Genomic DNA, 21,220 nt, shown 5'->3' with positions numbered 1-21,220 from the left:
AATATTATTTATGATAAAAACGATTTACTGCCACATGACTTCCCGTTCGATTCGGGCTGTAATTTTCGGTTGATTCGCAATCACATATTCTGTTTCCGGAATACGTAAAATGCAAAAACATCAGATAAAAAAACAATCCGATGACGATGGCAATTAAATTATTTTTAATTAGTTTATAAATAGTGTTCATGATTATTTGTCATAAGGCGAATAACTGCTTTCCGCCCATCTTTTTTGTTCGAAATAAACAGAAAGATAATACAATCCGACTGTCAAAATACCCATAAACAAAATAGGCATCCAAACATTCCACATGGAAGGCTGATTCCAGACCGCATTTACCTTTATAAAATTATTTGTTATGTCTTCCGGAGCTTTCATCGGGGTAACCACAATATGATATGTCCCTTCATTGACACCGCAAATATTGAATTCTTCTGAAGTATCACCTTCTGTCCAGTGTTCTCCTTCCGTATAACCGTGATAATATTCAATGTCTTTGTTAGCATAAACCTCTTCATTTGTTTTTTCGTTTACCAAAGCCACCTGAAGATTTGCCCACGAGTTATCAACGTCCGAGTGGGTAGAAATAGTTAGTGGCGCCGAACCGCCTTTCAAAACAAAAGAAGGACTTACAAATGACTTGTCTTTATACTGATCAAAAGTCATAGATTCGCTCAAAACGACCTGTTCTGTTCTGTCACTATAAATAAACATGTGTGAGGACAAAATCAATACTGCTACCGAACACATTATTATCGCTAAATTCCGAACATCAATCAAAAAAGGCTGTACCATTCCGATTCCTGTCTTCATTGGTGTTTTAGGCATCGAAAATCCTTTTTTAATTTCCTTAACAGAAATATGTTCCCCAAAAAAAACAGATTCCTGATCACCCAATGTTTCAATTGATATGATATAGGGCGGCTGAATATACTCAACCATATGCACCTTTTTAACCGGAATCACAAAATCGAAATACCCTTGTGCAGCAACAATTTCCGTATCGGTATAATCGTAGAGATTCATACGGATTTCATTATGCGTCAAAAATCTGGGATGATTTTTCACATCATAGCTATCCTCAACTTCTTTAAGTAAAATCCAATGACCGCTGGCCTCCGAAAGGTAGATAAAATCTCCTTTTTTACTTTCCAGAATATATTCGTCCCAATAATAACTCCCGTAGGCTTTTTTGGTTAGAACTCCAGTTACTGTGTATTCTTCCCCACGCAGTTTTCCCTTCTGCCCCACATTCAGCCCTATTAAAGGCCTTTTGTGACTGAAGCTTTTTTGAGAACGGAGCCCATCTTCAGCCATAAGATAAAGATTTTGGCAATTGGGACAGACGAAAGTTTTCACTTCAAAATTAACATCTACATCGGTAGTGACATCACAATGATAACAAGGAACCTTCATATCCTATCTGTTAATTTCGAAATCTTTAATAATTGTCGCGCTAAAATAATCGATATATTCCTGGGTTACCGCTTTTACTTTTACTGAATTATCCTGTAAGTAATTGCACAAATAAACATCCAAAGTCAACTGATTGTATTCCGGCCAAGTGTGTATACAGATATGGGATTCTTTCAGGCATACTGCGATTGTAAAACTGTCATTCTCGAAATCATGAACCACAAGCCCCACTTTTTCAAGATTGAATTTTTCAAGAATAGATTCTGTGACAGCCACAAACCGCTTACTGTCCGTAAGCTTTTTCATTTCGTTAACCTGAAGTGTTACCAGTTTGTGTAAACCCGGCGAATAGGAAGTTAAATTCATCTAAATAGTCCCTAATTCCTTTTTTTGCGGAATATTGTGATTATACGCAGCCGTTAAAATTTTGTTACAAAAAAAGCGAAGAAAAATCTTCGCTTGTCTTTTTCAGAATTCAGGGTTTACGATTCCGGAGCAAGTTCCACTTCCAAACCGTTAATCTCGGGAGTGATATGAATCTGGCAACCCAATCGGCTGTTTTCTTTCACATTGAAAGCCTCCCAAAGCATAGCATCTTCATCAGCGGATTTTTCAGGAAGTTCCACATCGTTTAAAACATAACACTGACAAGAAGCACACATGGCCATTCCCCCACAAATACCGATGGTCCCTTCGGGAGCCAATTCATAAGCTCGAACCAACTCCATGATATTCATGTTCATATCCGTTGGTGCCTGAACTTCATGAGGCACACCTTCACGGTCGATGATTTTGATAGTTACGTCTTGTGACATGATTAATCTATTGCTTTAACTACAGCTTTTTCAGCCTCTTTGCGGGTTCCGTCAAAACCGTCAACACCGGAAACAGTAGTATATTTTAGTACATATTTTTTACCCGGATTCAGTTTATTGTACACCGACTGACACATTAAGGTAGCTTCGTGGAAACCACACAAAATCAGTTTCAGTTTACCCGGATAGGTATTTACATCGCCAATTGCGTAGATACCTTCAATATTGGTTTGGTAATCCAAGGCGTTGTTTACAACAATAGCGTTCTTCTCAATTTCCAATCCCCAATGCGCAATCGGCCCTAATTTTGGCGTAAGTCCGAATAGCGGAATGAAATAATCTGTTTTGATATTACGATGCGCCCCGTTTTCATCAATATCGATGGATTCCAAATGTTCTGATCCGTTTAGGCCAACTACTTCGGCAGGAGTTATCAGGTGGATTTTTCCGGCATGCTTCAATTCCTGAACTTTCTCCACAGAATCTAAAGCGCCACGGAATTCGTTTCTTCGGTGAATTAATGTAACCTCTTTCGCTACATCGGCAAGGAAAATACTCCAATCCAACGCCGAATCACCTCCTCCGGCAATTACAATACGTTTGTGACGGAACTTTTCCGGATCTTTCACAAAATATTCTACCCCTTTTTCTTCGTAAAATTCAATATCTTCTATTAATGGTTTTCTTGGCTCGAAACTTCCCAAACCACCCGCAATAGCAACCGCTTTTGCTTTATGCTCGGTTCCTTTATTGGTCGTTACGATGAATGTGCCGTCTTCCAGTTTTTCAATTTTTTCAGCAACTTCTCCTAAGGTAAAACCAGGCTGAAACTGCTTGATCTGTTCCATAAGATTGTGAACCAAGTCTCCCGCCAATACAGAAGGGAACCCCGGAATATCGAAAATAGGTTTTTTGGGATATAATTCGGTTAACTGTCCGCCCGGTTGTGGCAGACCATCAATGATGTGACATTTCAGCTTTAAAAGCCCTGCTTCAAAAACGGCGAAAAGCCCCGTAGGACCTGCTCCGATGATAAGTATATCAGTTTCAATCATTTTTCAAAAGTTTATTGCATCTGTTCGTCATTCTAACTTATGTCAGAGTGACAAAGTTACAAGGTGACAGCCTCACAAAACATGATTTATGTCAGTTCTGCGTGAGGGATGGGAGCGGCATCCTTTTTATTGGGGTTGTTCTCAAAACAACCTCAATAAAAAGATAGAGCGGATAGCCCGACCCTTGTGGTCACGCCCTAAAATTAGGCGATATTCACAACAGTTTCTATTTGCGGAGCATACTTTTTAATGGTAGTTTCCACACCCGCCTTTAAGGTCATCTGGTTGATTTTACAGGAAATGCATGCTCCTTCCAAACGCACTTTTACATGTTTCCCGTCTTCAATTTCCACCAGGGAAATATCTCCTCCATCAGAATTTAAAAACGGACGAATTTCATCCAGTGCCTTTTCTACGGTAGACTTAAGTTCTTCTGTATTCATCATTTTAGATTGTTGGATTATTGGATTATTGGAATTTCAGACATCAATTGTTTTTCTGACTATCGAATGCCTAAAAATCTAAAAATCTATTTTTTAACAGCAGAGCATCCTGCCATTGTTGTAATTTTAATTGCTTCGGTCGGCGGAAGGCTGTCGTTTCTTTTTACTGTTTCCGAAACCACGCTTCTGGCCAATTCTTCGAACGCTGCCTGTACTACAGTAGCGGTCTGCAACGCTGCCGGACGGCCGTAGTCTCCTGCCTCACGAATACTTTGAACGATTGGCACTTCACCAAGGAAAGGCACGTTCAGGTCGGCCGCAAGATTTTTAGCCCCTTCTTTTCCGAAGATGTAATATTTATTTTCCGGCAATTCTTCCGGAGTGAAATAAGCCATGTTTTCGATAATTCCCAATACCGGCACGTTGATGCTTTCGTTCTGGAACATCGCCACTCCTTTTTTCGCATCGGCCAAAGCCACTGCCTGAGGCGTACTCACGACAACTGCTCCCGTAAGCGGCAACGATTGCATTATGGATAAATGGATATCTCCTGTTCCCGGTGGCAAATCCACTAACATGAAATCCAATTCACCCCAATCGGCGTCAAAAATCATTTGGTTTAAGGCTTTGGAAGCCATAGGCCCTCTCCAGATAACGGCCTGATCAGGACTGGTAAAGAATCCGATGGAAAGCAATTCAACTCCGTAGCTGGTGATCGGTTTCATTTTTGATTTACCGCCAACCTCAACTGAAATCGGTTTTGATTTTTCAACATCGAACATGATAGGCATTGATGGCCCGTAAATATCGGCATCCAAAACACCTACTTTAAAGCCCATATTCGCCAAAGACACTGCTAAATTAGCCGTGATAGTAGATTTACCTACTCCTCCTTTTCCGGAAGAAACGGCGATAATGTTGCTGATTCCCGGAATGGATTTCCCTTTGATCTCAGGTTTTTCCGGAGCCTCCACCTTGATGTTGACCTTAACCTTTGCTTTTTCGTATATTTTTTCGTGGATAACTTTGATGATATCTACCTCAGCACGTTTTTTGATATGCAGGGCCGGAGTGTTTAAAACCAAATCAACTACTACTTCGTCGCCGAAAGTAATCACGTTTTGTACCGCTCCGCTTTCAACCATATTCTTTCCTTCTCCAGCAATGGAAATGGTTTCCAAAGCACTAAGAATTTCTTTTCTGTCTAATTTCATATTGTGTGAAAATGCTTTAAATCTTTCTTTTTCAGTTCTTTATTAAGACTGATTTTAGATTGCAAAGATAACTTGAAAAGTTTAATAGAGAAAAGGCTAAACGCAAAAGTTTTGTGAATTTTTAAGATATTATTGAACTTCCGGTTGCCAGAAATACTTTTCAAAATCTACTATCTGATTATTGACCACCTTAATCCCTTCGCTCTCCAACAATTGCTGCATGAGGTTTGTTCCTTCAAAATGATGCTTTCCGGTAAGCATTCCTTTGCGGTTAACCACCCTGTGCGCAGGAATATCTTCTTTTAAATGGGATGCATTCATGGCCCAGCCTACCATCCTTGCTGAACGTGCTACTCCAAGTGCTTTTGCAATAGCGCCGTATGACGTAACTTTTCCGTAAGGGATTTGGCGGGCAACCGCGTAGACTCTCTCGAAAAAATTATCGTTATCCGAAGCCATTTTTAACTGGTTATGATTCTAAAAATTGTAAACAATGAAATGATTCCGGTCACGGTTCCGATGATGTAATTCCCGTTGACCATCAGAAACGAGGGCTCATCAGTCTCTTTTCTCTTAAAAAATAAAATATAGAGATAAAACATTAAAAAAGACCCCGTTACCGAACCTAAAACAAAAAGTGAGATATCCGACTGGTTAAAGAAAAACCATCCTTTTCGGGAACACCAGATGCTTATTACCACATGATAGGGAATAGGCAGCAAATTGAGAAAAGAAAGCAGCATTCCTAAAAAGAAACGACTGGTTTTGCTTCTTGTTTTAAAGGCCTCTTCTTTCTTTTTTTTCTTTTTGCCTGCCCAAAAAAAGTAGATGGTTAGTCCTGAAAAAATAAAAACCCCGACTTCTTGCAAAAGAACTACAATATCGGGATTCCTGTCTATGAATTTAGCGAATAAAACAGCAATATAGGTTTGAAAAAAAACCGTAACACTGGCCCCAAGAGCAAACATCAAAGCCCGGTTTCTGCCATCCACTGCGCTTACTTTTGCCGCAGTCATATTGAGCAGCCCCGGAGGAGCCACCCCAACTGACGCTGCGGTAAAACCGATTATTAGCGGCAAAAAATAATTCATTATTTGATTTTGAATTGGATGTACGTAATCGGTTTATCCTGCTCCAAGTACTGGCTTTCGTAGAATGTCTGAATCGCCGTAACCTCTTCAGGCGCTCCTTCGTTTTTATACACGTTATGATTCGCATAAATCACTTCGTGTCCTTGTCCGTGAAGCAACCCAAGAGTATACCCATGCATGAATTCGCTGTCCGTTTTCAAATTCATAATACCTCCGTGTTTCAGGATTTTTTTATAACGTTGTAAGAACTCGGAATTGGTTAAACGATGTTTTGTTCTTTTGTATTTGATTTGAGGGTCTGGAAATGTAATCCAGATTTCGTCCACTTCTCCTTCTGCAAAGCAATGCTCAATCAATTCGATTTGGGTACGCAAAAAAGCTACATTGTTCATATCGCTGTCTACCGCCGTTTTGGCTCCGCGCCAGAATCGGGCTCCTTTGATATCGATACCGATAAAATTCTTTTCGGGATAACGATTTGCCAAACCAACAGAATATTCTCCTTTTCCACAACCCAACTCCAATACCAATGGATGGTTGTTTTTGAATACTTCTTTATTCCACTTCCCTTTCAAAGGAAACTCCTCATTAACAACTTCCTCACGTGTCGGCTGAAAAACATTGTTAAATGAAGCGTTTTCCTTAAATCTTTTTAATTTATTTTTACTTCCCACGACTTAATTTAAAATTTTGGTAAAATTAAGGAAATATACCGCAATAAAAATAGTTTTACTTTGCAGTATTATTTTGCGGCCAAAGATAAGCATTCCATTTAAAAGAATTGGTTACTAAACAGTTAAGTCGCTTTATTGTCAACCTTCAATAAAAATGAATAAAAAAAGAATTTTAGTAGCACCTTTAAATTGGGGTTTAGGCCACGCCACGCGCTGTATTCCGATTATTCATGCCTTGGAAAAAAACGGTTTTGAGCCCATGCTCGCTTCGGATGGTGTCGCCCTGGCGCTATTAAAAAAAGAATTTCCCCATCTTACCGCTTTGGAACTTCCTTCTTACAAAATTCAGTACGCCCAAAAAGGAGCCCATTTCAAATGGAAACTGTTTCGGCAAATCCCCAATATGGTCGAAGCGGTTCGTCATGAAAGGAAAACCGTTGAAAAATGGATTCAGCAATATGATATCTACGGAATTATTTCGGATAACCGCTTGGGGGTTCATTCCAAAAAAACGCCATCTGTTTTCATTACCCATCAATTGAATGTTCTTACCGGAAACACCTCTTGGATTACTACAAAAATCCATCAGCTCTTTATTCGAAAATTTGACAACTGCTGGGTTCCGGATGTTGCCGAAAAACCAAATTTATCAGGGAAATTAGGGCATTTAAGAAGAACATCCCTCAAACTGAAGTACATTGGTCCGCTAAGCCGTTTTCACAAAAAAGACCTTGAAGAAATCTACGACCTGATGGTTATTTTATCAGGGCCCGAACCTCAACGTACTTTGCTTGAAGAAAAACTGCGCTTGGAATTAAAAAACTACAATGGCACTATCCTTTTCGTTCGGGGCGTGATCGAAGAAGAGCAAAAAAGCAGTAAACGATTTAACATGACCTGTTATAATTTCATGAGTTCAGCCGAACTGGAAACAGCGTTCAACCAAAGCAAAATGGTTCTTTCCCGTTCGGGTTACACAACCATCATGGATTTGGCAAAATTGAGCAAAAAGGCGTTTTTCATTCCAACTCCCGGACAGTACGAACAGGAATATTTAGCCAAAAAATTAAAGAAAAAAGGAATGGTTCCATCATCAAAACAAAATGATTTCAAAGCTGAACATTTACTTCAGACCGATCTTTATCACGGATTGAAAAATATTGCAAACGAAGAACCGGATTGGAAAGAATTATTTAGCCTTTTCTAAGGTAAACGAAAATTCGGAGCCAAAACCGTATTTGCTCTCCACATAAATCTTCTCGTGATGCGCCTCGATAATATGTTTCACGATGGAAAGTCCTAATCCCGAACCGCCTTCCGAACGGGAGCCGCTTTTGTCTACACGGAAAAAACGTTCGAACAGTCTGGGAACATTGTGACTCTCTATCCCTTCTCCGTTATCGGTCACCCGGACAATCACTTTGTTATTGGTTAAATTCTCTATGCTGACTTCTGTAGTGCCTTTTTCTTTTCCGTATTTAACCGAATTCATAATCAGGTTGGTCAATACCTGTTCTATTTTTTCCTGATCGGCATGTACATAAATCGGCTTAGTGTATTTCATGTCAAACATGAGCATGATGCTTTTCTCGTCGGCTTTCATTTCCAACAAATCAAAAACATTCTGCACCACATCCACTATATTGAATTTGGTGAAATTCAGATTTTGGTCGCCGGTTTCCAGTTTGGAAATCATGTCAAGATCTTTTACGATATTGATCAACCGCTCCACACCTTTTTCGGCGCGTTCCAGATACTTTTTACGGATGGATTTGTCGTTCATGGCACCATCTAACAGTGTTGACAGATAGCCCTGAACTGTAAAAAGTGGTGTTTTCAATTCGTGAGAAACATTCCCCAGAAACTCCCTGCGGTATTCCTCACGAACTTTCAACATTTCTATTTCGATTTTTTTCTCACGGGCGAATTTTTGTACATCAAGCGTCAGCGTTGCCATATCTGTAGTAATTGGCTGATTTCGCAACGTCGTGGAATCCAAAAGCGACACATCGTCGTAGATTTTCTTAACGCGCTTATAGATAAATTTCTCAACGCGGAATTGCAGCACAAAAAAAGAAAAAAGGAAAATGGCAAAGGTAAATACTGCCAGGAAAAGATAATTGATTTCAAGAAAAAAATACAGCAAAATAGCAACAAACCCTGTTGCAAACAACGTGATATAAAACGCAGATTTTACGGCAAATTTGTATGATTTCTTAAAGCTTATACTCATTTACAGCTCCAGCTTATAGCCTACTCCTTTAATAGTTTTGAACAAATCGTCTCCGATTTTTTCTCTTAATTTTCTGATGTGAACGTCTATAGTTCTTCCGCCCACAACTACTTCATTACCCCAAACTTTATCCAAAATCTCTTCTCGTTTGAATACTTTTCCGGGTTTAGTGGCTAAAAGATAAAACAATTCAAACTCTTTTCTCGGCAGGATGATTTCTTTACCTGCGCTGATTATTTTGTATTCTTCGCGGTTGATTTCAATCTCCCCTACACGAATCACATCGCCTTTTGCATCTTCACCCTTAAGTCGGCGTAACAAAGCTTTTACTTTACTTACCAGTAATTTCGGCTTAATCGGTTTTGCAATGTAATCATCGGCCCCTGCATCAAAACCGGCCACTTGTGAATAATCTTCGTTTCTGGCTGTTAAAAACGCTATGATAACATCTGTCAGTTCAGGTATTTTACGAATATTTTCACAGGCTTCCATACCGTCCATTTCCGGCATCATCACATCCATAATAATAAGTTGCGGAAGCTCTTTTTTAGCTTTGGCAATAGCTTCTTTACCGTTGTTTGCCGTTACCACCTGATATCCCTCCTGGGTCAAATTATACCCTACGATTTCCAAAATATCCGGTTCGTCATCAACCAATAAAATCTTAATGTCTTTTTTTTTCATATATGACACTCTTATGTGTTTTCGGGATGTAAAGGTAAAGATAATACAAAACGATTAATCTTACACCCCACGACTTAACGATTATTTAATGTAGTAACAATTTGATAACAGGACACAAACAAAAGCATAACAAGTCTATAACCTCAAATTAACTCGTCAGGAGTTCCTTTGCCGAAAAATTAAACAACACGAAAATGAAACTTAACTTTTTAGTAACTACCCTTTTATTTACGGTTTTTGCATTTGCACAAAAAGGAACGGTTACAGGCAGCATTACGGACAAGGACATGAATAATGAAGCGCTTCCTTTTGCTACCGTGATGATCAAAGGCACAACCAATGGCGTTAACACAGACGAACAAGGCCACTATTCGCTTTCGGTTTCCGAAGGCAGCCATGTCTTGCAAATTTCTTTCTTAGGTTATGAAAGCGTGGAAATCCCATTCACTATCAAAAGTGGGGAAACAAAAACGATAAACCAGGCATTGGGCGCAAAAGGAGTCGAACTTCAGGATGTAGTCATTAAGGTTGACCAGAATCGGGAGAAAGAAACCGCACTTTTAGTAGAACAGAAAAAGGCAGTTGAAATCAAACAATCTATCGGAGCTCAGGAACTTTCCAGAAAAGGGGTTAGCGATGTTGAAGAAGGACTAACCAAGATGACCGGAATCTCGAAAGTAGGCTCAAGAGGTTTGTTCGTCCGCGGATTGGAAGACCGATACAACAATTTACTGATCAACAACTTAGCAGTGCCTTCAAACAACCCTTTCAAGAAAATTATACCGTTGGACTTAATCCCAACGGATGTGGTAAGCGTGATTGAAACATTCAAAACATTCAATCCTAATATTTATGGCGACTTTGCGGGAGCTACTTTTAATATTGCCACTTCCAAAGCGAACAACAGCATTACGAAATTATCCCTGGGAGCCGGCTTGGCAACCAACAACAACCTGAGAAATTTTCACATAACAAGCGATGCTGACAACGCAAAAGGATTTTTCGGTTTAACCGGAAACGACAGAGCTTTGCCTTCCGAATTTAGCGACAATCCTTTTCCGCCGGCAACGCTTAGTGGGCAGAATGCCGTCGACGCATTCAAAACCGGATTTGAGATTAAAAAAACCAAAAGCCCATTAAATACCAGTGTCGGAATTTTGCATGCGGAAAAATTCAATCTGAAAAACAGCAATAAGATAAGCTACCTTTTATCGTTGAACTTTGACAACTCTTTTCAGTACAGAACAGGGGTTGACCGAACGCTAAACCCGGGCGACCTGATTCAGTATTCAAATAACTTTACAACTACAACTTACAATTACAAAACTAATTTCTCCTCTATTGTAGGAGTGAATTATTCTTCAGAAAGACTGAATTTGTCAACAAACGTATTGTACCTTAAAACTTCCGAAAACCTGATTCAGGACCAGTTGGGATATCAGAATGCGCAACAGGAAGTTAACGATTACCTGATCCGTACCAACCAATTGGATGAAACCAACTACCTAAACGGTCAGCTATTTGGGGATTATGCCTTAACTTCAGACAAAAACCATTTGGTGAAAATGGGTATTTCCTTAGCTAAAACAGCTTATGATCAGCCCGACAGAAATTCATACACAGGACATCAACTAGCTGAAGACAATGTATTGGTAAGTTATGGAGGGAACAACTTCTTAAGACAGTATTTAGATGTTAAAAACGATGTATTCAGTTCAGCTTTCCTTGAATACAATTTTAAATTCGGAAAAGAACACAAGTTATCTGTCGGATACAACGGGAACACGAACAGCACTGAATCTTCCTATAGATTTATCCAAACCATCTCCCCTAACAATGTTACATTCAATTTAAATCCGTTTACAGTCAACGAGCAGATTGAAACCGATTTATTGAACAACGTAATTTCGTATCAGGAGTCCAGTAATGCCAACTGGAAAGCAAAATTAGAGGAAAACAACAATGCCGGTTATGCTAACCTGTTTTACAAATTCTCAGAGAAATTCGATGTTAATGCCGGTTTCAGAGCTGAAAATTTCGACCGCACAACCAAATACAAAGGCATTGGTTCATTCGACCAACCTTACATCACTGTAAATACAAACAAAATGTATTTTTTACCATCTGTTAATGCTAAATATGGCCTTAATGAAGATATGAACCTTCGTTTTGCAGCATCTCAAACGTACTCAAAACCGGTTATTCTGGAATCATACCCGTTACAGCTTGTTAACCCGGACAATACGGTATTTCAAGGAAATCCATATTTGGTTAACAGTGACAACACCAATATTGATTTAAAATTCGAAATGTTCCCAACATCCAAAGAAATGTTTGCTGTAGGTGTATTTGGGAAAAACATCAAAAACCCTATTGAGCGTTCTTACTTAACGAGTCCGGGCTCCACCATTACAACGTTCCTGAATTCCGACAACGCAAAACTATACGGACTGGAAGCCGAATTCATATTAGACCTTGAAAGAGTTTCACCAACATTCAAAGATCTATCATGGGGATTCAACACTTCCTTGATGCACACGAAAGTAACGGTATCTGACGTAGTAACAAGTCCAAACGGAACCCCTATAGTTAATATCGAGACACACAAAGACCGTGAATTACAGGGAGCATCGAAATGGCTTATCAATTCTGATTTAAAATATCAGTTCAATATGAGCAACACCTGGACCAATACTCTTTCAGTAGTTTATTCTGTTTTCGGAAAACGTATTTACAGTGTGGGAACGGCTGGTCTGGATCACATTTATGAATTACCGGTAAGCCGATTGGATTTGGTATTAAACAGTAAACTATCCAAACATTTCGATTTAAAATTATCGGCAGACAACATTCTGAACCCGCAAACAAAATTCGAATTGGGAAGAGAAAACACAACCACCTTCAATGAAGCTTCGTATTTGATGAGAAATTACAAAAAAGGAGTAGGATTCTCATTCAACTTAGGATACACCTTCTAAATCATACTGTATCACAAGCAAGTAATCAAAAAAAGCAACGGAATCCGTTGCTTTTTTTGATTACCATTACTTAATCCCGATAACTTTTACTTTACCTAAAGTTGAAATTCCTTTAATGATAAGTTGATATTCTGTTAACCGCCTGTTTTTAAAAATGAAACACCTTTGTATCAGCGAATTAAACTAAAAAACAACAAGAAACAAAAATCAAAAAAAATGAAAAAATTAGTACTAAGCCTAGCTATTTTAGGCGCTCTATTCACAGGTTGTTCAAAGGACGATGAAGGGAACAACAGTGCTCCAGCAACTCCAAAAGAAGGCGAAATCAGCGGGAACATCACAGCAAATACTTCTTACGAATATGGGAATTACACTTTAAAAGGAATCGTAAGAGTAAAGCCAGGCGCAACATTAAAAATCGCTGCAGGAAGTACTGTAACATGTGACAAGATTAATGGTGACAACGCTTTAGTTGTTGAAAACGGTGGAAAATTAATCATCGATGGCACGGAGTCTTCTCCTGTAATCTTTACAGAAGTTTCTAAAGTTCCTGGATCTTGGGGAGGAATCATTATGTATGGTGATGCTCCTGTGAAAGTTTTAGGAGGCGGAAATACTTCCATGTCAGAAGACGGTTTATCATTAACCTACGGAGGAAACAACGCAGCACATAATGGAGGTTCGTTGAAATATGTTCGTGTGGAATATGCCGGAAAAAAATTAGCTGACGGAACAAAAGAATTAAACGGGTTTTCATTCTATTCAGTAGGTTCAGGAACAGTACTTGATCACTTAGTATCCTATATGGGCGCTGATGACGGTTTTGAATTCTACGGAGGAACAGTAAGTTTGAAAAATGCCATATCTTACGGAAATTATGATGATTCATTCGACTGGCAAGACGGATGGCAAGGTCAGAACAATATCAACTGGTATGCTTACCAAGTAAACAAAGGTAACTTTGGTATTGAAATTGAAGCTTCTGCAAACAACAACGACTTTTATCCAAAATTCACTAACGTAACATTGAAAAGAGCTGTAGGATGTACTCCGGAGGTTGCTGGAGATGTTCAGATCGATGCCATTCAGTTCAAAAAAGAAGGTAACGGAGATTTTACAAATGTAATTATTGACGGATATGGAACTTATACAGAAGGAGCTACGACTTACCAGGGTGCAGCTATTAAAATCCAAGATGCTACTACAAACACAAATCAGGTGAATGGTTCAAAAATTAAACTGACAGATGTTAAAATAACAAACACAGCACAAAATACTGCAGGCGGTTCTCCTTCGATAACAGTGTCATTCCCTGCTGACAAATTCACTACGAGTGCCGCTTCAACAGGAGCTTCTTTAGCCTCTGGGTCATGGTCTACAGTTAGCGGAAACAGCTTACTTCAATAAACAAAAATTATAAATACTGTCAAAAAACGCTCTTTAACCGATTAAGAGCGTTTTTTTTTGGCATATTTTTTGAAAATAATTTTATACCTTTACCCAATAATTAATTAGTTCACATGAAAAGAAATTACTTTTATATTATCCTTCTTTCCGCCTTTTTATTTTCCGCGTCTGCCATGGCTCAGGATAATAAGACGGCTCCTGTGAACAAAACCCAGGAAAACATAATTGAAGGTTTAAGCATTTATCCTAACCCAACTACTGGCGACAAAATATACATTGTCTCTAAGTTGTCCCTTGATAAAGAAATTGAGATTTTCGATGTGCTTGGAAAAAGAATACTTCAGACTACAATCAGTTCTAAAGAACTGAACATAGGCAATCTTAATACCGGTGTTTACATCATTAAAATCAGAGAAGGCGAAGCTTCTGCTACAAGAAAGCTTATCGTGAAGTAATATTATTTACTTTTCATTACTGCTATCACTCTGTTACATTATCAAAATAAGAAAAGAGAATTTTCAACTTCAATAAGCTGCTCACTGAGCAGCTTTTTACTTTTGACCACCTCTCACACACCTCTGTATCACAAAAGTAGGAAAAAGATTATTTTTTTTGACTGCGAAAAAGCTGATTGTTAAGTAATTGCTAAATCCCCTCACCTCTTTTTAATTTTATTTTTACACGGAAAGTTTTATAATTCTGACAATACTGGTTATATTTGCCTGCAAATTTTTAATTTTTCATATAAAATGAAACAAATCTACACTTTATTGTTAACTTTCTTGGTTGGCTCTTTTTCTTTTGCTCAGACAGAAATATTTAACGACGGGCTCAATTACACTAACGAATCACTTCTGACAGATAACGGCTGGAACATAACTGGCACTTCTACAACAGAAGCAATCACAGTTGGAATCGATAACGGACTTTCCTATGCAGGATACAATGACGGCGCCAGCAGCTACACAGGCCTGACCGCAGGAAATGCAGCTAAACTGGACCAAACCGGCCAAGATGTAAACAAAACTTTTACGGCTGTAAATTCCGGCAGCCTATATTACACTTTTCTTGTAAACGTAGCCGACGGAAGAACAGGGTATTTTGCACACTTAAGCAACGGAACAACATTTGTCGCAAAAGCGTTTGTAAGACCCTCTGCTACGTCAGGAAAAATAAATTTCGGTATTGCTAATAGCAACACAGGAACATACAGCACAAACGATTACGAACTTAACACTACTTATCTACTTGTTGTAAAATATGAGTTCGGGGGAACTACCCCTGTTAGCCTATGGGTACTTTCATCGGGCATCCCGGCTTCTGAAATAGCAGCCGGAGCACCGGTTGCAACAACATCGGGCGCAGGAGTTACACAAATAACAGGCGTAAATTTAAGACAGTATGACGCAGACCAAGACATAACCGTAGACGGTTTATACATTACCAACACATGGTTTAAAACCACGCCATGCAGTTTAAACTTACTAGCCGAAACATCTACTTGTGATGCTGTAACAGTAGGCTTAGATACTTACACCATCACTATTCCTTTCACAGGAGGAAACAGCGGAACATATAATTTCTCAACAAATGTAGGAACTTTAGGAGGAGACAATCCTTCGACAACAGCAACTGGTAACATTACCATTTCTAATATTCCGGAAGGCACCAATGCTACTTTAACCATGACCGGAACTTGCGGATTAACTAAAACCATATTAGCTTCTCAATGCAAACCAACAAACACTTTGCCATATAACGAGCCTTTCGATTATACAGTCGGAAATATATTGACAAACGAACAAAGATGGTCAATGGACAATATTGGAGATGACATCCTTGTTGCAACAGGAAACCTTTCTTATCCGGGAATCACCCCTACTGGCAACTCAATTAGCTTTGTTGGAGGAGGTGCGGAATCGAGAACTCCGTTTACTTCAACAGACTCAGGAAATATTTTTGCATCGTTCATCGTCAATATCTCAAATGTATCAACTATTCCTAGAGATTTAACCGATGTAACTTATTTCGCATTATTTAACGATAATGGAACAGGAAGTACAAATGCAAGAATCTGGCACAGAAGAAACGGGGACAAATCACAATTTGGCCTATCTACAGATCATACTCCGGATAATGTTGTTTGGTCTCCAAACTTATATACTCCAGGAACAAATATTTACCTGTCTCTAGGTTATAATTTTACAAGCCATTTAGTTACATTAGTTGAAAACCCTACTATTGGCAACTCTGCCGTTGCGTCAGTTTCAGTTACCTTAACAGAAGCTATAAGCGAAATAGGAGGTTTCATGTTCCGTCAGGATTCTAACAACACCACTCCTGCTATTACTATAGATGAATTAAGAGTTGACACTACTTCTGATTATACTTTATCCACGGCTAGTTTCAACAACATTACTGGATTAAACATTTATCCAAACCCGGCTAACGACGTACTACACATTACAACTTCTGCTAACGAAATTAAAACCATAGCAATCTATGATGTGATGGGTAAAGAAGTATTCAATACCACAACAGCTAATGAAACAATAAACATTACTTCATTAAACGCTGGTGTTTACATAATTAAAATTACCGAAGAAGGAAAAACGGCAACCAGAAAATTGGTTATCAAATAGTTTTCTTTCCCCAAACAAAGAAAGCATCAGCGAAAGTTGATGCTTTTTTATTTTTGTACATTTGTCATATGCTATCTACGTCAGACATTTTTCACATCGCCTCCAAAAAAGAGTTTGAGAAAATCACACTCAAAGTATTCCGTCATCAATACGATAACAATCCGGTATACCAAAACTTTTGCAGTTTGCTGAAGAAAGACAAATCAAACGTAAAATCCATAACGGAAATTCCATTTTTGCCTATACAGTTTTTTAAGTCTCATGATGTGGTAAGTTCCTCCGAACCAGTACAGACAATATTTACAAGCAGCGGTACTACAGGCACAATCACCAGCCGTCACTTGGTAACGGATTTGAATTTTTACGAACAGAGTTTCAGGTTAGGCTTTTCTCAATTTTATGGCAATATTGAAGATTATGTAGTTTTAGCACTACTTCCTTCCTATCTGGAACGTGAAGGATCCTCTTTAATTTACATGGCAAAAGACCTTATTGAAAGTTCCAATCAACCCGACAGTGGCTTTTATCTGCATAATTACGACGAACTGATTCAAAAACTAATCCAATTAGACCAATCAGGACAAAACGTGATTTTGATTGGCGTTACCTATGCTTTACTGGATTTGATTGAAAAACAAAACTTCCAGTTAAAGAACTCCATCATCATGGAAACCGGCGGCATGAAAGGAAAAAGAAAAGAAATCATCCGAGAAGAATTGCACGATATCCTTTGCAAGGGATTTGGCGTTTCCAAAATCCATTCGGAATATGGCATGACCGAATTGCTTTCACAAGCATATTCCTTAGGCGACGGCATTTTCGAATGTCCGCCCTGGATGGAAATCCTTATTCGCGATACCGAAGACGCCCTGTCATATGTAGCGGAAGGAAAAACTGGCGGAATCAATGTGATTGACCTGGCCAACATCAATTCGTGTTCCTTTATTGCTACTCAGGATTTGGGAAAAAAATATCCCAATCATTCTTTCGAAGTACTGGGTCGTTTTGACAATTCCGATATACGGGGTTGTAATCTCATGATCATCGATTAAACTAATTCAAAAAAATGAAAAAATTACTTAAAACTTTCTCATTCCTATTTCTTATTTCTTTTTATTCATGTGGAGACTACACTAATCCGGAACCCGAGGCAGACACCACAACAACGTTCAGACCTGGAAAAGGAACAGGCATGGCGATTGGAGTTGTAGATTTCGGAAATATAAAACCTGTTTTCGACCAAGGCTGGTTCAGAATAAAACCTGAAAATGCGGAAAAGAGAGGCAAACTTCTTGCTGGATATAAAAATGACAAACAATTAAACATTTTATGGAAAATGCGCGCATTAACCAATCCCAAATTAGATATTGAAAACAAAAACAGATTCGTTTACCTTTTCACTATTGAGCTAAATGAAGGCAACTATGATATTTTCGATTTCACTTTCATAAAAAACAATGGATTTACTTACTCTACTGTATCAAACTGTGGCGATTTCAAACTTCCGTTCTCAATTAAAAAAAATAAAATATCTTATCTGGGAGAAATACAAGTAAACCAGTTAGCCTTATTAAAGAAAGCTGGAGGGAAACCATTCATAATAAGCGATAATTTTGAAACCAACCTGGAGATGTTCAAACAAAAATATAAGACTCTTTATTTAAAAGAGGTAGAAAATCAAACCATATCTGGCGATGAATACAACACTGGAATTTTCGCTTTCAATTAAAATAAAGAGCCCGACTTCGTCGGGCTTTTTATTTCTTTATTTCACTTTAATCACATAATAATTTTTCTTCCCTTTTTGTAAAAGCAGGAATTTATTATTGATCAGATCCTTTGGCGAAATCATATAACTTTCGGCTACTTTTTCTTTATTCAATGAAACCGCATTCTGCTTTAATTCCCTTCTCGCATCGCTGTTGGAAGCAAGGAAATTGGTTTTGGCAGCTAGTGCCGCAATCATATCCAAACCGGATTCAACGTCAGCCATTGCCACTTCGGCATGAGGCACTCCCTCAAAAACCTCCAAGAAAGTCTTTTCGTCCAGTTTTTTTAAGTCATCCATACTCGGACTGAAAAATGCATTGGAAGCAGCAATAGCATTATCCAAATCTTCTTTGGAATGCACCATAACAGTGATTTCTTCTGCCAATCGCTTTTGCAAAACTCTCAAATGTGGTGCTTCGTTGTGTTCTGCGATTAATTTTTCGATTGTTTCTTTATCCAAAAAGGTAAAAATTTTGATGTACTTCTCAGCATCCACATCCGATGTATTCAACCAGTATTGGTAAAATTTATATGGTGAAGTCCTGTCAGCATCCAACCAGATATTTCCTCCTTCGGATTTTCCGAATTTTGTTCCGTCTGCTTTTGTAATTAGCGGACAAGTAAGCGCATAAGCCTTACCACCTTCCATACGACGCACCAATTCCGTTCCGGTAGTGATATTCCCCCATTGGTCGCTGCCTCCCATTTGCAGGGTACACTGCTTTGCTCTGTATAAATGCAAAAAGTCAAATCCCTGCACCAATTGATAGGTAAACTCCGTAAACGACATTCCTTCTGAGGTTTCGCCCGTTAAACGTTTCTTCACCGAATCTTTGGCCATCATATAATTCACCGTAATATGCTTACCTACATCACGAATGAAATCAAGGAATGAAAACTCTTTCATCCAATCGTAGTTATTCACCAGTTCAGCAGCATTTGACTCATTCGATGTAAAATCCAAAAATCGTGCTAACTGACCTTTGATTGCCTCCTGATTGTGTCGCAAACTGGTTTCATCCAACAAATTTCGCTCACTGGATTTTCCCGACGGATCGCCAATCATTCCGGTAGCACCTCCCACAAGAGCTAACGGTTTGTGACCGCTCAACTGAAAATGTTTCAGCATCATTACACCCACCAAGTGTCCTATATGCAATGAATCCGCTGTTGGATCGATACCCACATACGCAACACGCATCTGCTCCATCAAATGTTCTTCCGTGCCTGGCATTACGTCGTGGAGCATTCCTCTCCAAGTCACTTCTTCAATAAAATTTTTCATCTGTATACTCAATTTACTTTCGTCGCTTCGGCCATTTCAGCCTTGTGTGCACAAAGATAAAATTTATTGTTGATTCGGATATTGTTTGTCTGCTTATTCGAAAAAAAATCGCAATTGATAATTCATAATTCGTAATTTCGCCATATGATATTAGTCACCGGCGGAACAGGATTGGTAGGCGCCCATCTCCTACTTCAGTTACTTCATGGAAATGAAGCGGTCCGGGCTATTTATCGCAGTTCTTCTTCCATCGAAAAAACAAAAAACCTTTTCGAAACAGAAAGCAGGACGGATCTGTTTGCTAAAATCGAATGGGTTCAGGCTGATATCACCGATATTCCCGCTTTAGAAAAGGCTTTTGAAAATATTGAACAGGTTTACCACTGTGCCGCTCTGATTTCTTTTGATTCAAAAGACGAAGAACAATTGCGCAAAATCAACATCGAAGGAACAGCCAATGTGGTGAATTGCTGCATTGATTTCAACGTAAAAAAACTATGTCATGTCAGTTCTATAGCCGCCCTAGGTGACGCCCGGGAAGGCGAAAAAACCATAACCGAGGAAACCGAATGGAATCCGGAAAAAAATCACGGTGATTATGCTCTTACAAAATACGGCGCGGAAACAGAAGTCTGGCGAGGTTCTCAGGAAGGACTTGATGTAGTAGTAGTAAATCCGGGTGTGATTTTTGGAAAAGGATTTGGCAACGCCGGAAGTGGTGAATTATTGGAAAAAATCCATGATGGATTTCCATTTTACACGAAAGGCTCAACAGGAATCACGGCTGTGGAAGACGTAACGAATATCATGATTCAATTAATGAAAACCGACATTAGCGGCGAACGTTTCACGATTGTATCCGAAAATATCATCCTCCAAAACCTGTTAAATAACATTGCCGACAATATGCAGAAAAAAAGGCCTTACATTTACGCAAGACCTTTTATGACTTCTATTTATTGGCGGATGGATTGGCTTTTTTCCAAAGTCTTCCTTAAAAAAAGAAGTTTTACAAAAGCCACAGCCAAATCATCCCATTCCACCGAAATTTATGATAATTCTAAAATAATCAATCAGCTAAAGTATTCATTTCAACCAATGAAATCCTATTTAACTACTGTATGCGCGGCATATCTTCCCCGCTAGGCGCTGGTTCTTTACCGGTTTCTTTAATCAACTGCTCTTTAACCACTTTTTTACTGGCTTCTATTTTTTCAGCTACTTTCTTAAACAATTTTTGGTAATTGTGCGGATCAGCTGCATAATATCGATCATTTTTCGCGAACGTAATACTATCGATATTATACTTCTTATAAATCAGTTCATTTACCTTGATATTGTTTTGAGAGAACGTAAGCGAATTTAGGTTTTCTGCCGACTGAAGCACGCTCAAATCGTATAAAACATCAACCATAACCTCTTCACTCAAAAGATTGTCCGGTTTTTCCACTGCACTGTCTTTGCAACTTAAAACAGTCAGGCAAAGAATCAGAAATGCTATTTTTTTCAT

General features: G+C 38.8%; 22 protein-coding genes. 8 read left to right on the top strand and 14 right to left on the bottom strand.

The window, feature by feature from the left end:
* Window positions 1–4 precede the first annotated feature (4 nt).
* The 10 genes from FEDK69T_RS04530 to trmB all read right to left on the bottom strand — a co-directional run bounded on the left by FEDK69T_RS04530 (window position 5) and on the right by trmB (window position 6,711).
* Window positions 5–190, bottom strand: a complete 186-nt coding sequence (locus tag FEDK69T_RS04530) for a hypothetical protein (protein WP_023572969.1) — start codon at window positions 188–190, stop codon at window positions 5–7.
* Between the two features lie 2 nt (window positions 191–192).
* Window positions 193–1,320, bottom strand: coding sequence for a DUF4178 domain-containing protein (locus tag FEDK69T_RS04525; RefSeq protein WP_162147240.1), 1,128 nt, complete (start codon window positions 1,318–1,320; stop codon window positions 193–195).
* Between the two features lie 102 nt (window positions 1,321–1,422).
* Entirely contained in the window at window positions 1,423–1,785 is a 363-nt protein-coding gene (locus FEDK69T_RS04520) for an S-adenosylmethionine decarboxylase family protein (RefSeq protein ID WP_023572967.1), read from the bottom strand.
* Between the two features lie 116 nt (window positions 1,786–1,901).
* On the bottom strand, window positions 1,902–2,234 hold the full coding sequence (locus tag FEDK69T_RS04515; RefSeq protein ID WP_023572966.1) for a 2Fe-2S iron-sulfur cluster-binding family protein: 333 nt from the start codon (window positions 2,232–2,234) through the stop codon (window positions 1,902–1,904).
* A gap of 2 nt (window positions 2,235–2,236) precedes the next feature.
* Window positions 2,237–3,289, bottom strand: a complete 1,053-nt coding sequence (locus FEDK69T_RS04510; RefSeq protein WP_023572965.1) for an NAD(P)/FAD-dependent oxidoreductase — start codon at window positions 3,287–3,289, stop codon at window positions 2,237–2,239.
* A gap of 203 nt (window positions 3,290–3,492) precedes the next feature.
* Entirely contained in the window at window positions 3,493–3,732 is a 240-nt protein-coding gene (locus FEDK69T_RS04505) for a NifU family protein (protein WP_035630849.1), read from the bottom strand.
* 86 nt (window positions 3,733–3,818) lie between these two features.
* On the bottom strand, window positions 3,819–4,946 hold the full coding sequence (locus tag FEDK69T_RS04500; RefSeq protein ID WP_023572963.1) for an Mrp/NBP35 family ATP-binding protein: 1,128 nt from the start codon (window positions 4,944–4,946) through the stop codon (window positions 3,819–3,821).
* Between the two features lie 129 nt (window positions 4,947–5,075).
* Window positions 5,076–5,405 carry an MGMT family protein gene (locus FEDK69T_RS04495; protein ID WP_023572962.1) on the bottom strand — a complete coding sequence of 110 codons (330 nt, stop codon included), beginning with the start codon at window positions 5,403–5,405 and terminating at the stop codon, window positions 5,076–5,078.
* Window positions 5,406–5,407: 2 nt separating this feature from the next.
* Window positions 5,408–6,037: a LysE family transporter gene (locus FEDK69T_RS04490; RefSeq protein ID WP_035630825.1), complete on the bottom strand. Its 630-nt coding sequence runs from the start codon at window positions 6,035–6,037 to the stop codon at window positions 5,408–5,410.
* Window positions 6,037–6,711: a tRNA (guanosine(46)-N7)-methyltransferase TrmB gene (gene trmB / locus FEDK69T_RS04485; protein ID WP_023572960.1), complete on the bottom strand. Its 675-nt coding sequence runs from the start codon at window positions 6,709–6,711 to the stop codon at window positions 6,037–6,039. Before trmB ends, FEDK69T_RS04490 begins: the two co-directional genes overlap by 1 nt.
* A 154-nt stretch (window positions 6,712–6,865) precedes the next feature.
* Between trmB and FEDK69T_RS04480 the strand changes: the two genes are divergently transcribed.
* A complete protein-coding gene (locus FEDK69T_RS04480; RefSeq protein ID WP_023572959.1) occupies window positions 6,866–7,918 on the top strand; it encodes a glycosyltransferase in 1,053 nt (350 codons plus the stop codon).
* On the opposite strand, the gene FEDK69T_RS04475 is transcribed toward FEDK69T_RS04480, so the two are convergent.
* Both FEDK69T_RS04475 and FEDK69T_RS04470 read right to left on the bottom strand, forming a co-directional pair.
* A complete protein-coding gene (locus FEDK69T_RS04475) occupies window positions 7,901–8,944 on the bottom strand; it encodes a sensor histidine kinase (protein ID WP_023572958.1) in 1,044 nt (347 codons plus the stop codon). The two genes, FEDK69T_RS04480 and FEDK69T_RS04475, sit on opposite strands and share 18 nt — an antisense overlap.
* On the bottom strand, window positions 8,945–9,628 hold the full coding sequence (locus FEDK69T_RS04470) for a response regulator transcription factor (protein WP_023572957.1): 684 nt from the start codon (window positions 9,626–9,628) through the stop codon (window positions 8,945–8,947).
* Window positions 9,629–9,822: 194 nt separating this feature from the next.
* On the opposite strand from FEDK69T_RS04470, the gene FEDK69T_RS04465 reads away from it, so the two are divergent.
* The 6 genes from FEDK69T_RS04465 to FEDK69T_RS04440 all read left to right on the top strand — a co-directional run bounded on the left by FEDK69T_RS04465 (window position 9,823) and on the right by FEDK69T_RS04440 (window position 18,384).
* On the top strand, window positions 9,823–12,606 hold the full coding sequence (locus FEDK69T_RS04465) for a TonB-dependent receptor (protein WP_023572956.1): 2,784 nt from the start codon (window positions 9,823–9,825) through the stop codon (window positions 12,604–12,606).
* A 216-nt stretch (window positions 12,607–12,822) separates the two neighbouring features.
* Window positions 12,823–14,013: a hypothetical protein gene (locus tag FEDK69T_RS04460; protein ID WP_035630850.1), complete on the top strand. Its 1,191-nt coding sequence runs from the start codon at window positions 12,823–12,825 to the stop codon at window positions 14,011–14,013.
* A 113-nt stretch (window positions 14,014–14,126) separates the two neighbouring features.
* Window positions 14,127–14,468, top strand: a complete 342-nt coding sequence (locus tag FEDK69T_RS04455) for a T9SS type A sorting domain-containing protein (protein ID WP_023572954.1) — start codon at window positions 14,127–14,129, stop codon at window positions 14,466–14,468.
* Between the two features lie 294 nt (window positions 14,469–14,762).
* The gene (locus FEDK69T_RS15370) at window positions 14,763–16,655 is read left to right on the top strand and encodes a T9SS type A sorting domain-containing protein (RefSeq protein WP_051385064.1); all 1,893 of its coding nucleotides are present in this window, start codon (window positions 14,763–14,765) and stop codon (window positions 16,653–16,655) included.
* Between the two features lie 68 nt (window positions 16,656–16,723).
* Window positions 16,724–17,707, top strand: a complete 984-nt coding sequence (locus FEDK69T_RS04445; RefSeq protein WP_023572952.1) for a LuxE/PaaK family acyltransferase — start codon at window positions 16,724–16,726, stop codon at window positions 17,705–17,707.
* 14 nt (window positions 17,708–17,721) lie between these two features.
* Window positions 17,722–18,384, top strand: coding sequence for a hypothetical protein (locus FEDK69T_RS04440; protein ID WP_023572951.1), 663 nt, complete (start codon window positions 17,722–17,724; stop codon window positions 18,382–18,384).
* Between the two features lie 36 nt (window positions 18,385–18,420).
* Here FEDK69T_RS04440 and tyrS read toward each other — a convergent pair whose 3' ends face one another.
* Window positions 18,421–19,710, bottom strand: coding sequence for a tyrosine--tRNA ligase (tyrS, locus tag FEDK69T_RS04435; RefSeq protein ID WP_023572950.1), 1,290 nt, complete (start codon window positions 19,708–19,710; stop codon window positions 18,421–18,423).
* 144 nt (window positions 19,711–19,854) lie between these two features.
* On the opposite strand from tyrS, the gene FEDK69T_RS04430 reads away from it, so the two are divergent.
* Window positions 19,855–20,856, top strand: a complete 1,002-nt coding sequence (locus FEDK69T_RS04430; protein WP_023572949.1) for an NAD-dependent epimerase/dehydratase family protein — start codon at window positions 19,855–19,857, stop codon at window positions 20,854–20,856.
* Here the strand turns inward: FEDK69T_RS04430 and FEDK69T_RS04425 are convergent.
* On the bottom strand, window positions 20,825–21,220 hold the full coding sequence (locus tag FEDK69T_RS04425; RefSeq protein WP_023572948.1) for a DUF4296 domain-containing protein: 396 nt from the start codon (window positions 21,218–21,220) through the stop codon (window positions 20,825–20,827). The two genes, FEDK69T_RS04430 and FEDK69T_RS04425, sit on opposite strands and share 32 nt — an antisense overlap.

Origin of the sequence: Flavobacterium enshiense DK69 (genome assembly GCF_000498495.1) — a bacterium.
GTDB lineage: Bacteria > Bacteroidota > Bacteroidia > Flavobacteriales > Flavobacteriaceae > Flavobacterium > Flavobacterium enshiense.
The sequence above is the reverse complement of the archived record's forward strand: the minus strand, read 5'-3'. Positions and strand labels throughout refer to the sequence as shown.